This is a genomic window from Candidatus Margulisiibacteriota bacterium (genome assembly GCA_018822365.1).
Taxonomy (GTDB): Bacteria; Margulisbacteria; WOR-1; order O2-12-FULL-45-9; family XYB2-FULL-48-7; genus XYB2-FULL-45-9.
Genome location: JAHJKL010000073.1, coordinates 13,292 through 25,240, shown reverse-complemented (window position 1 = coordinate 25,240; position 11,949 = coordinate 13,292). Strand labels below are relative to the sequence as shown.

Sequence of the window (11,949 nt, the reverse complement as noted above, 5' to 3'; positions counted from 1 at the left end):
AGGCGCCTGAGACCATCAGGCGCCTTTTTTTTGTCTAGCGGATCGGGGTGACGGTCATTTGCCAGCCGTCCATTATGGTCAGTCCGGGATTACGGTCCATTTCGGAGCAGAGGGCGGTGGGGGATTGCAGGACCATGCCGAAGGCGAGGGTCCGGTCGGGAGGCGGGGTCAAGGGGAGATCGACATCGTGCTGGATCAGGTAACGGAACGGGTCCATTTTCCCAAAATAGTAATTGGCAAAATCATGCTGCTCCTCACTGGTCAATTGAGGCATATATTTCGCGATCTGGCCGGCCGAAGTATCGACCGGGACCCAGCCGTAGTTTGGCAGGTAGATCTGGGCCCAGAAGTGATCGCCGCAGCCCGCATCATTGACCGGGAAAAGCTGGAGCCCGCCGGAGGCCCGCGCCGGGATCCCGACCGAACGGCATAAAGCCGCGAAGTACATGCTCTGTGCCCCGCAATCCCCATATCTTTGTTCCTGCACGAAAACCGATTCCGGTATTTTTAACGCCTCAAGGGCGAGGTGCGGAGTGAAGCTATAGTCCAGATCCCAGACAATGTGGTCATAAAATATCTTGGCGATCTTATATGGATTTTTTTCCCGTCCGGCGAGCTGGCGGGCCTTGGCCCTGATAGCCGGGGTCAGGGCGATATTTTTACCGGAGGCGGTGTATTGTTTGTATAACGGGCTCTGGCGGTCGTATTGGCCGATCTTATCCGGGTCGACCTTGAAGCGCTCTTCGTAGTGGGTGAACAATATTTCCAGGCCGATCGACAGGTCGTCTTTGATCTCTTCGAGCGGGATCTCAAAATAGGCGACCCCCAGGTCGCCGTCCTGTTTGAGCGGGTACTTCAGATATTCTCGCGGATAAATTGAGATCAGTTTGATATCCTGCTGGGCCGCTGTGACCAGCGGGAGGGGGAGCCAGACTTTATACAGCCCTTTATCGGGAAGAGACTTTCTGGGAATAGAGATCTCCCCTTTGGCCCGGTAGCTGATCGGGTTGGTCAGGGTTTGTCCGGGAAGGAGATCATCCTTGGCGTAGATATAACGGCTCATGATCTGGAAAAAATTGGTGCTTTTGCCCAGCGCCGAGGCCGACTGCTCGCCGCGAAGCTTGGGGTAGATATGGGCCAGGGTGTTCAGGAAATCAACAAAATAATAGACCGTCCCTCCGATCTTTAAACTGGGAAGGCGTCCTTCTTTGATCACCTGATCGATCGTACTTTCGGGGATATCCGGGAGAGCCTGTTTGATCATTCCCCGGGCCGCTTCTTCGCTCAAGCTATAGGTGGAGGTGATCTTCTCGACCCGGGTCAGAGCATCGCGGCATTCATTGACCTGTCCGATTTTTCCCTCCGCGCGCAGTTTGGTAATTGCCGAAAGGTAGTGGTCAAAAGCGCCGAAGTATTCGGTTTTCATTTCAATCTCTTTGGCTTGGGTGAAAAGCTTTTCACCCGGCGAGGCAAATGGGTTGGCGCAGCTAACGACGATAACGCTGATCAGAAGGCAGAAGAAGCCAAGAATTAGAAAGCGCTTCATATGCATTGTCCTGATTTTCCCATTATTGGCAAATTGTGTCAATTGCTGGTTTGTTTCCCCCCTGATCTGGTGTTATACTTTTGGGCATCCGGAGGGAAATAATATGAAAAAAAATCGTTCTTATGCTTATATTGTCGCGGTTTTGGTCTTGAGCTGGATCGTGCAATACGTCCTGTTTTCGGGAATGCTGCCGGAAAAATATCTTTCTCTTTACATGTTCGTTCCGGCGGCGCTCGCTTTTGTTTTTTTCCTGTTCGGCAATGACCCATGGAAAAGACAGGCGGCCCTCTTTACCCGCCGGACCAGCCTCTGGTCATGGATCTTTGCCCTGATCTATCCTTTGATCTGGTTCGGCATAATTATCGCGATCGCCCTGGCCGCCGGTTTGGGGAAATTCAACGCCGACGCTCTCGCGGTTGTCGCCAGCTGGCCATTCCTGACCAGCTTTATCACTATGGTGCTTATTATGGCGCCGGTCGTTTTTGGCGAAGAGTACGGCTGGCGGGGTTATCTCCTGCCGGAGTTGGACAAAAAGCACGGCCGGGTTTGGGCGACCGTGATCACCGGTCTGGTTTGGGGGCTCTGGCATATCCCTTCATATTATATAACCTACAGCCAGGCCGGATTGGGGAATCCGATCCTGTTGACCGCGATCGCCGTGATCTTTGTGACGGTCGGCGCTTTCCCTTACACTTATCTGTTTTATTTGAACGGCAATCTTCTCCCCTGTGTTCTGTTCCATGCGGTTTATGACAAGGCGGCCGGGGTGGCGTTCTTTTCCACTTCGGGCAGTACCGGTCCCGGCCAGGGAGCGCCAGGGTTGTTGACGATCCACTGGCCTTATGTCCTCGGCCTGGTCATTGTGACCGGTTCGGTCCTGGCCGTTTTTCTTGCCCGTGAATTTGTCAAATCAAACTTTGGGAGTCCGGAGCGATTTCAGTAAATGATCGATGAGCGGGGAATTGGATCGCTATTAACCGCGGCCAAAAGTCCTGACCAGGGGTTGGTTAGGGAGATCCTGGCCAAGGCCGGGGAGGGGAAGGGGTTGACCCCGCAAGAGACCGCCCCCCTTTTGCAGTGCGACGATAAAGATCTGGTTGGGCAAATATTCCAGACCGCCAGTAGAGTGAAAGAACAAATATACGGTAAACGGATGGTCCTCTTTGCCCCGCTATACGTGACGAATGAATGCGTCAACAATTGTCTTTATTGCGGTTTTCGCAAAGATAATACCGGGTTGATCCGCAAAACCCTCTCCCTGCCGGAACTGGCGGAAGAAGTTACAATCCTCGAAAACACGGGACATAAAAGAATATTGATGGTTTTCGGGGAGCATCCCAAATACGCGAACATTGATTTTATTGAGCAAGCGATCGATCGGGCTTATTCCGTCAAGACCGAAAAAGGCGAGATTCGGAGAATTAACGTTAATTTGGCCCCACTTTCCCTAGAAGACTTTAAACGACTTAAAGCGGCGAAGATCGGCACGTACCAGGCTTTTCAGGAGACGTATCATCGGGAAACATATAAAAAGATGCACCCTTCGGGGAAAAAAGCCGATTATGATTGGCGTCTCTCCGCTTTTGATCGGGCCCAACAGGCCGGAATTGACGATCTTGGTGCCGGCGTGTTGTTCGGCCTGTACGATTATAAATTTGAGGTCCTGGCTTTGCTTTTTCATTCAATGCACTTGGAAAAGGAATATAGATCAGGCCCACATACCATTTCGGTTCCCCGGCTTGAGCCGGCACTCAACGCTCCCGCGGCCAATCAGCCGCCGCACCCTGTTTCTGATTATGAATTCAAGAAGCTCGTGGCGATTATCCGCCTGGCCGTCCCTTATACCGGGATGATCCTCTCAACCCGGGAATCCGCCGCATTGAGAAACGAGCTGATTGGGTTAGGCATTTCCCAACTCTCCGCCGGTTCCAGGACCTATCCGGGAGGATACAAGGACCAGTCGGCGCATGTGGCGGTCGAAGAGCAATTCCAGATCGAGGATGATCGGACGCTTGATCAGGTAATTAACGACCTATGCGTGATCGGACATATTCCCAGCTTTTGCACCGCCTGTTATCGTCTCGGCAGGACCGGCGAGCATTTTATGGGTTTTGCCAAGACCGGGTTCATCCGCGAATTTTGCACCCCCAACGCCCTGTTGACCTTTAAAGAATATCTTTTGGATCACGCATCGTCTGCCACCAGGGAGATCGGCGAGCGGGTTTTAACGGAACATTTGGCGGAAATGAAGAATGAGCCAGCCCTCGGAAAAACAAAAGAGAAGTTAAGCCAATTGGAACAGGGAGCAAGGGACCTGTATTTCTAGGATATAACAAAAGGAAGTGTTGTAATGAGCGGAAAAGAAGAAAAAAAATATGAGTCGTTGAGCCCCTTTGAACTGAAGAACAAACTGATCGCCATGGCCAAAGAGCGGGGAGAAAAGACCATGCTTAACGCCGGCCGGGGGAATCCCAACTGGGTCGCAATGGTCCCGCGCAAGGGGTTCGCGGAGTTCCTGCTTTTTGCGGTGGCGGAATCGGAGCGGCGGCCCCATCGCCCCAGGATCGGGAATGTTCCGGAAAAGCACGGCATTGCCGGGCGGCTGCGGGAATTCCTGCAAAGCCGGCCGGGCCTGGACGGAACAAAGTTTTTGCGGGCCGCCCTGGACTATGTTGAACACGAAATGAAGATCGACCCCGATGAATTTACGCTGGAGATGTGCGACGCCATATTGGGGGACCACTATCCGACGCCGGACCGGATGCTTACTCTCTCTGAACGGATCGTCCACCAATATTTGACGCGGGAAATGGGGCTTGGCGGCCAATGGGACCTCTTCGCGACCGAAGGGGGGACTGCGGCGATGGATTATATTTTTTATTCCCTCAAGGCGAACAAGCTTTTCAAGGTCAGGGACAGGATCGCCCTGGGGACCCCGATCTTTACCCCGTATATCGAGATCCCGCGGCTGAACGACTACCGGTTTGTCGAGGTCAATATTGAGCAGGATGAGAACAACGACTGGCAGTATCCGGACGCCGAGCTCAAAAAGCTTGAAGATCCCAAAATAAAAGCTTTTTTCCTGGTCAATCCTTCCAACCCCACTTCGGTCGCCGTGCATCAAAAGTCCCTGGACAAGATCGCGAAGCTGGTCGACACCAAAAGAAAAGACCTTATTATCCTGACCGACGACGTCTACGGGACCTTTGTCAACGGCTTCCGCTCCCTGGCGGCGGCCGCTCCCCGGAACACTATCCTGGTCTATTCGTTCTCCAAATACTTTGGGGCGACCGGCTGGCGGTTGGGGGTGATCGGCCTCCGGTCTGACAATGTACTGGATGGCCTGATCAAACAGCTCCCGGGCAAAGAATTAAAAGAACTGCGTCAGCGCTATTGCCACGTGGAGTTTGATCCGGACAATATGCGGCTGATCGACCGGATGGTGGCCGACAGCCGCTCGGTGGCGCTGCATCACACCGCCGGGCTTTCGACCCCCCAGCAGGTGATGATGGTATTTTTCTCCCTTTATTGTTTGTGCGATGGCAAGGGGGTTTATAAACAGGAGGCGCAATCCATTGTCCGCGAACGGTTTGAAGCGCTGTATAAGAACCTTGGGATCCCGGCCCCCCGGCACGAAGCCGACGCCCATTACTATTCCACCATCGATATCCCCGCCCTGGCGGAGCAGCGTTACGGGAAAGAGTTCTCGGCCTGGCTGGTGGAACAGCATGAGCCGATCGACTTTATCTGGCGGCTGGCGGAAGAAAAAGGGGTAGTTTTGCTGGACGGGGGAGGGTTTGACGCCCCCAACATGTCGATCCGGGTCTCCCTGGCCAACCTGCAGCTTGACGCGTACGAAAAGATCGGCCGTGGGGTCAGTGATCTGCTGGCGCAGTACCATCAAGAGTGGGGGGGGAAGTAAAATATGTTCGAATTATTTTCCGGTTTATGCCGCGCCTATCCCCAGCTGACGGTTTTTCTGGCGATCGCGGTCGGTTATTTTGTCGGCAGGATCAAGATCTTTGGCTTTACTCCGGGTTCGACCGTCGGGGTCCTGCTGGCCGCGCTGGTCCTGGGGCAGATGAACATCGAGGTCCACGAGCTGCTGCGGGAAGTCGCCTTTGCCCTTTTTATTTTTGCCATCGGCTACAAGGTCGGGCCTTCGTTCTTCAGCGCGCTAAAAAAAGACGGCTTGAGCTACATTTGGGTCTCTCTGGTCCTGGCGGTCTCCGGTTTGATCACCGCTCTGGCCCTGGGGAAGATCTTTGCTTTTGATCCCGGCACTACCGCCGGTCTACTGGCCGGGGCAATGACCCAGTCGACCATTATAGGGACGGCCGATGGGGCGATCAAGGCCCTTCCCATTACCGACCAGGCTAAAACCTTGATGCAGAGCAACGTTGCCGTCGCCTATGCGATTACATATATATTCGGGGTGGCAGGGTTGATCATTTTTTACCGGCTCGTGCCAAAGATCATGGGACTTGATCTAAAAAAAGAAGCCCGGACGCTGGAAGCGAAAATGGGGGGCTCCGGGGAAGAAGAGCGGCCGGAAATATTTTCCTGGTACAAGCAGGTCAACCTGCGGGCATATAAATTAACCGATCGTCAAATGGCCGGAAAAACGGTCAAAGAGCTTGAAGCAGTTTTTCCGGACAAGGTCGCGCTGGAAAAGATCAAACGCGGGGGAGAACTGATCTCTTATGATCCGGAGACGGTTGTCCGGCTTGGGGACGAGCTTGTGTTGACCGGCGGTTATAAGGGATTGTGTTCCGCTCCGGAGCTGATCGGGCCGGAAATTGACGATCAACTTTTACTTGGCCTGGAAGGAGAGGTCCTGGATGTGGTGGTCCTGAATAAAGCGGTGGTGGGGAAGAGCCTTGAGGAATTGAGCAAAAGCATTGGGCATGGCTGTTTCCTGAAGCGGATCAGGAGGGAAGAGCATGACCTGCCGCTCATCCCGGGGACGATGATCAACAATTGCGATATTCTGACCCTGGCCGGTTCCCGCGACGACCTGGAAAAATATATCGCCTATCTGGGTTACGTGGAACGACCTACCGCTATGACCGACCTGGTGATGGTGGGGATCGGCTGTTTTTTGGGGACCCTGGCCGGACTGCTTTCCATTACTGTATTGGGGATCCCGGTCTCGCTCGGGATCGGCGGCGGTATTCTGGTCGCCGGGCTGGTCAGCGGCTGGCTGCGGTCTGTCCATCCTACTTTTGGCATGATCCCCGGAGGGGGACAATGGATATTGACCGACCTGGGGCTTAATCTTTTTGTCGCCTGCGTCGGGCTTAGCGCCGGGCCGCTCGCTCTGCAGGCGATCAAGACCATGGGAGTGACGGTCTTTATCGCGGGTGCGATTCTGACCCTGGTCCCGCATATCGTCAGCATTATCTTTGGCCGTTTGGTGTTGAAAATGGACCAGTTGGTCCTTTTTGGGGCGTTGACCGGAGCGGGGACCGCCACTCCATCGCTCAATGCCCTCAAAGACGAAAGCGAGAGCGCGGTCCCGGCCCTTGGCTTCGCGGTCCCTTACGCGATCGGCAATGTCATCTTGACCGTCTGGGGGACGATCATCGTCCATGTCATGGCGCTGGCGCGCTGATCCTTTATCCTCTGCGGGGCGGACCGGGTTGTAACTCTTGGCGATATCGGTTAAAGTTAATAGATATGCTGAAACCGAACCTTAACATCGCTTTTGTCGGCAATTATTCACCGCGCATTTGCGGGATCGCCACTTTTACCACCGACCTTTGCGAAGCGACCGCCAAACAGCTGGGACGCAAGTCCAACGTCTTTACGGTCGCCGTCAACGACACCGACCAGGGGTACCCTTATCCGCGCCGGGTTGAATTTACCCTGCAAAGGAACCAGCAGAGCGATTATTACGAAGCGGCCAATTTTATCAACTCCAGCAATGCCGATGTGGTCTGCGTCCAGCACGAATACGGGATCTACGGCGGCTGGGACGGCGTTTATATCCTCTCCCTGATCTCCAGCTTGAGCGTGCCGGTGGTCGTGGTTTTGCACACGGTCCTCAAGAACCCGACCCCCAACCAGAAAAAGATCATTCAGGAGATGGCCCAGCGGGCCAACAAGCTGGTCGTCATGAGCGAGCTGGCGGTGACCTTGCTCCAAGAGGTCTACGCGGTCCCGGCCGAGAAGATAAAAATGGTCTATCACGGCACCCCCGATTTTACATCTCTCGATAACAGCCATTACAAGAAACGTTTTCGGGTCGAAGGGAACCAGACCCTGCTGACCTTTGGCCTGCTTAGCCCGAACAAGGGGATCGAAACGGTCATCAAAGCTCTTCCCAAACTGGTGAAGGATTTTCCCCGGCTGATCTATATTGTGCTGGGGAAGACCCATCCCAATGTCCTGAAAGAGTACGGCGAAAAATACCGGGCCGGCCTGGTCGCCCTGGTCGACGAACTCGGCCTCAATGAGCACGTGATCTTTGACGACCGCTTTGTCAGCCTGGAAGAGCTCTACGCCTGGCTGATGGCGGCCGATATTTACATCACCCCTTACCTGAACGAGGCGCAGATCGTCAGCGGGACCCTTTCTTACGCGATCGGTGCGGGGAATGCCATTATTTCGACCCCGTACTGGTATGCCAAGGAGATGCTCTCCGAGAACCGGGGCCAATTGATAAACTTCGGCGATTCCGAGGCTCTCTCTTCCTCGCTCCGCGATCTTTTGGGGGACAAAAAGAAGCTCAAATCAATGCGCGACAAGTCCTATAAATTCGGCCGGCAGATGCGCTGGGAAAAAGTTTCGGAAAAGTACCTGGAGGTATTCCGGCAGGCCAAGTCAGGAGGGGTAAAAAGGTCCCTGGTACTGAAAACACCCGCCCTGCTGATGCGCGAACCGGCCTTTGACCTGGCCCATTTAAAGCGCCTGACCGACGGGACCGGGTTGATCCAGCATGCCAAATATATTGTTCCCGACCGGCATACCGGTTACTGTCTCGACGATAATTCCCGCGCCCTGATGTTGTGCGCCTGGGCGTTCTTTCTTTTACAGAGCGAAGACGCGCGCGCCCTTATTCCCACTTACTTCAGCTTTACCCATTTCCTGCAAAACCCCGACGGAAACTTCCATAATTTTATCGATTACCAGCGCCGCTTTTTGGACGAGACCGGCTCGGACGATGCCTTTGGGCGGGCCCTTTGGGCGCTCGGGTTCATCATCTGGCGGCCGCCGCGCAACGCCTACCGCTCTCTTGCCTGCGAATGTTTTCACAAGGCTCTCCCCCAGGTGCGCGGCCTGAACCTGCGGGGGAAGGCGCTGGCAATGCTCGGGATGACCTCATATTTGCGCTGTTACCAGGGGGACGAGAGCGTCACCGCTCTCCTGCGCGAATGCGCCGACCATCTTCTGGCGGTGCACCAGGATGTTTCAGACGATAACTGGCGCTGGTTCGAAGATATCATCTGCTACGACAATGGGATCATGCCGATGGCACTTTTTCAAACCTATTCCATTCTTCACGAAGAAAAATATCTGCGGGTCGCCAGGGAGACGCTCGACTTTTTGGAGAAAGTGACCAGCAACAACGGCCGCCTGTCGCTGGTCGGCAGCCGGGGCTGGTACAAAAAAGGGGGGGAGAGGGGGCAGTACGACCAACAGCCGATCGACGCGACCGCCATGGTCCTGGCCTACCAGTCGGCTTACCGGGTGACCCGGGAGACGGCGTACCTCAAAAAGATGCGCTGGGCTTTTGGCTGGTTCCTGGGAGAGAACGACATGGGGATGTCTTTGTACGATCACGAGACCAAAGGGTGTGCCGACGGCCTGCTCCCTGAAGGAGTAAGTTTGAACCAGGGGGGCGAGAGTACCGTCTCTTTTCTCATGGCGCTTTTGGCGATGATCGAAGAATACGAACTCGAAGGTTCGACCTAACCAGCTACTTTTTTAGCAGTTTCTCCAGCAGTTCGTCGACCGGGATGCTCGCCACGTGCGATTCCGAGTCGGAGATGGCGTAGGGGATGATCAGTTCGCCGTTGAGGATGATCGAGCCGCAGCTGTAAACCACGTTCGGCACGTAGCCTTCACGCTCTTCTTCTTTTGGCGCCAGCAAAGGCTCGTCCAGCCGCCCGATGATCTTGGATGGGTCTTTGGTGTCCAACAGCGAAACGCCGATGCAGTATTTGCGCATCGGGCCCACGCCGTGCGTCAGCAGGAGCCACCCTTTTTTTGTCTCGAGCGGTGAGCCGCAATTGCCGATCTGGAGAAGTTCCCAGGTTTTTTCCGGCGCTTCAATTTTGATCCCTTCGAACCAGAAATGGATGTTGTCCGAATAGCATAAGAATAGGTTTTCCCCGTCGTTGCGGGTGATCATGGCGTACCGCCCGTTGATCTTGCGGGGGAAGAGGGCCATCCCCTTGTTGCGCGCCATCGGGCCGTTAAGTGTCGAGATCTTAAAATGATGAAAGTCCCTGGTCTCGATCAGCTGGGGGAGTATTTCCCGGCCGTTGTATGCGGTATAGGTCGCGTAATAAACCGCGGTGCCGTCGTCGTCGATAAAACGGACGAACCGCGCGTCTTCCACCCCGTTGCTCTCGTTCTGGGAGATGGGGAAGATGACCCGCTCCGAGATCAAATGCTCCGGAGGGAAAAACACCTCGTAATTGGATTCGGCCAGCCACCGGACGTTGTTGATCGCGACGTCCAGGTCGGCCGGGGTAAAAACCTGGCTGTCACCGACCCTGGCGATCGCCTGGCCCAATCCATCCAGGGTGAAACTGGCCGGCAGTTGCTGGTAGATCGCGCTGACCGCTTCGCTAAACTGCCCCATCTCTTCCAGCTTGGCCTTGAACAGTTCCCGGTCGTAAGCGGCGTTCAGGACGACTTCTGGGGTGCCCAAAAACTGGCTGACCGGCTCCATAAAGATCGAATTGTCCTGGTCGATAATGGCGCTGCGGAAAACGATCGACGAAATATGCCCTTCGCCGGTGGCGCGGAAACTGAAAATAACGCGGGTCTGTCCCTTCTTCAGCTGGTTCTGCTTGGGATAGATGACGATCGAGGGGTTAAAGAGGGCGGCCGATTCGATCGAGTATTCCATAGTAAAACATGAGCCGAGCAGGAGCTTTCGCTCTTCGGACAGGGAGGCCGGCTCTTTGACGTATCTTTCAATATGGCGGAAATTATTCAGCAGGATGGTTTTGATATCCTTATGGCGGTGAGCAAACTCTTTGAGGGTTTGCTTGAGCAGGTTTTTGGCTTCGGCTTCGGAGAGGGCCAGAAGCCGGTTGATGATATTGATGGTGTGGCTTTCCCGGCCGGGGCGGAAAGGGCGGGTAATGACCAGCCGCTTGTCCGGCTGGATATTTTTCAGGGTTTTGTTGGTGATCCGCTTGAACATACGGGAAATAACGACAGGATCATGGAGGGCTGGCTTCCCCAGATGCTTGTTGGCGATCAAAACCTCGGCGTTTTTGCCGAAAGGTGTTTTTTTCTCTCCTGCCATGGCGTAATGTTAATATTTATCCGGCGAAAAAGCAATGTTTTAAATACTGGATTGAATTGGCGGTTTAAGTAAGTATAATACTCTGTTGTAATCAAAGGGAGGAAGTAACGATCATGGACAATAATAGAGTTTCGGGTAATGTTTTAATAAGTATTTGTGCCGCACTCTTCGTCGTTAGTCTGCTGGCGGTGCCGGTTTCCGCCGGTTTGCTCGAAGATGTCGATTCCCTGACCCCGCAGCAAGCGGTCGAACTGGAGAAAAAGCTTGAACAAAAAAGATTTGAGGCGGCAACACCGGAGAACAGCCGGATCAGCGGGTTTGTCCAATTGGTCAACCCGGCCGCGCTTATGAGCGCCTATCCCGGGGTGCGCAACATCGGCAATTTGTATGGCTGTGCTTACGACCTGCGCGCGCCGATCACCGACAAGGTTTTGATTGGCGGCACCTTCAGCGGCGCGGGAAATTATACCTATGGCGAAAGCGCTCCAAAAGTCTATGAAGATCTGTTCCTTGTTTATGGCAACGCGCAGGTCGTGATGGACTTTAGGTTGTTAAAGACCGAGAATTTCGTTCTTAGCTTAACTCCGGGTGTTGGCGTGATGCTGGGGGGCTTCAACTATTCCAGGACAGATGATAATACCAGGGCTTCTTACGGGACCAATCGTTGGGGTTCCGGGTTTTGCGCCAGCCTGGCGCTCGACGCGACCTGGAAGGTTTACCAGGATTGGGGTTTTGGTGTTGGGGTCAGCTCTTTTTCGGGTAAGCTGGCCAATATGCGTAAGATTTTTAGCGGGGTAGACTCCACCGCTCCCGACATCGACCTGGCTGGCACGACCATCAGAATATCGGGGAGTAAGTATTTCTAATAGACCTGCGAGGGGGACAGCCCCTTTGTTAGATACTTCATCTTTGGGAG

The 11,949-nt window shown here is 54.3% G+C and carries 8 protein-coding genes; 6 read left to right on the top strand and 2 right to left on the bottom strand.

Going from position 1 to position 11,949, the window contains the following annotated elements:
- Nucleotides 1-34: 34 nt before the first annotated feature.
- Nucleotides 35-1,546, bottom strand: a complete 1,512-nt coding sequence (locus tag KKF06_07155) for a transglutaminase-like domain-containing protein (GenBank protein ID MBU1617532.1) — start codon at nucleotides 1,544-1,546, stop codon at nucleotides 35-37.
- A gap of 103 nt (nucleotides 1,547-1,649) precedes the next feature.
- Here KKF06_07155 and KKF06_07150 point away from each other — a divergent pair, with 103 nt between their 5' ends.
- The 5 genes from KKF06_07150 to KKF06_07130 all read left to right on the top strand — a co-directional run bounded on the left by KKF06_07150 (nucleotide 1,650) and on the right by KKF06_07130 (nucleotide 9,463).
- Complete coding sequence (locus KKF06_07150; GenBank protein MBU1617531.1) at nucleotides 1,650-2,489, top strand: CPBP family intramembrane metalloprotease; 840 nt, start codon at nucleotides 1,650-1,652, stop codon at nucleotides 2,487-2,489.
- Nucleotides 2,490-3,872, top strand: a complete 1,383-nt coding sequence (gene hydG, locus KKF06_07145; GenBank protein ID MBU1617530.1) for a [FeFe] hydrogenase H-cluster radical SAM maturase HydG — start codon at nucleotides 2,490-2,492, stop codon at nucleotides 3,870-3,872.
- Nucleotides 3,873-3,896: 24 nt separating this feature from the next.
- Nucleotides 3,897-5,468, top strand: a complete 1,572-nt coding sequence (locus KKF06_07140) for a bifunctional aspartate transaminase/aspartate 4-decarboxylase (GenBank protein MBU1617529.1) — start codon at nucleotides 3,897-3,899, stop codon at nucleotides 5,466-5,468.
- 3 nt (nucleotides 5,469-5,471) lie between these two features.
- Nucleotides 5,472-7,160 carry an aspartate-alanine antiporter gene (aspT, locus tag KKF06_07135; protein ID MBU1617528.1) on the top strand — a complete coding sequence of 563 codons (1,689 nt, stop codon included), beginning with the start codon at nucleotides 5,472-5,474 and terminating at the stop codon, nucleotides 7,158-7,160.
- A 65-nt stretch (nucleotides 7,161-7,225) separates the two neighbouring features.
- Nucleotides 7,226-9,463, top strand: a complete 2,238-nt coding sequence (locus KKF06_07130; protein ID MBU1617527.1) for a glycosyltransferase — start codon at nucleotides 7,226-7,228, stop codon at nucleotides 9,461-9,463.
- A gap of 4 nt (nucleotides 9,464-9,467) precedes the next feature.
- On the opposite strand, the gene KKF06_07125 is transcribed toward KKF06_07130, so the two are convergent.
- Nucleotides 9,468-10,928, bottom strand: a complete 1,461-nt coding sequence (locus KKF06_07125) for a glycoside hydrolase family 130 protein (protein MBU1617526.1) — start codon at nucleotides 10,926-10,928, stop codon at nucleotides 9,468-9,470.
- Between the two features lie 218 nt (nucleotides 10,929-11,146).
- Here KKF06_07125 and KKF06_07120 point away from each other — a divergent pair, with 218 nt between their 5' ends.
- Nucleotides 11,147-11,899, top strand: a complete 753-nt coding sequence (locus KKF06_07120) for a hypothetical protein (protein ID MBU1617525.1) — start codon at nucleotides 11,147-11,149, stop codon at nucleotides 11,897-11,899.
- Nucleotides 11,900-11,949 lie beyond the last annotated feature (50 nt).

Excerpts from the sequence above, each read along its gene's own strand:
- hydG (MBU1617530.1), top strand. The coding sequence starts at position 2,490 with ATGATCGATGAGCGGGGAATTGGATCGCTATTAACCGCGGCCAAAAGT.
- KKF06_07155 (MBU1617532.1), bottom strand. The coding sequence starts at position 1,546 with ATGAAGCGCTTTCTAATTCTTGGCTTCTTCTGCCTTCTGATCAGCGTT.
- KKF06_07120 (MBU1617525.1), top strand. The coding sequence starts at position 11,147 with ATGGACAATAATAGAGTTTCGGGTAATGTTTTAATAAGTATTTGTGCC.
- KKF06_07130 (MBU1617527.1), top strand. The coding sequence starts at position 7,226 with ATGCTGAAACCGAACCTTAACATCGCTTTTGTCGGCAATTATTCACCG.
- KKF06_07150 (MBU1617531.1), top strand. The coding sequence starts at position 1,650 with ATGAAAAAAAATCGTTCTTATGCTTATATTGTCGCGGTTTTGGTCTTG.
- aspT (MBU1617528.1), top strand. The coding sequence starts at position 5,472 with ATGTTCGAATTATTTTCCGGTTTATGCCGCGCCTATCCCCAGCTGACG.
- KKF06_07140 (MBU1617529.1), top strand. The coding sequence starts at position 3,897 with ATGAGCGGAAAAGAAGAAAAAAAATATGAGTCGTTGAGCCCCTTTGAA.
- KKF06_07125 (MBU1617526.1), bottom strand. The coding sequence starts at position 10,928 with ATGTTCAAGCGGATCACCAACAAAACCCTGAAAAATATCCAGCCGGAC.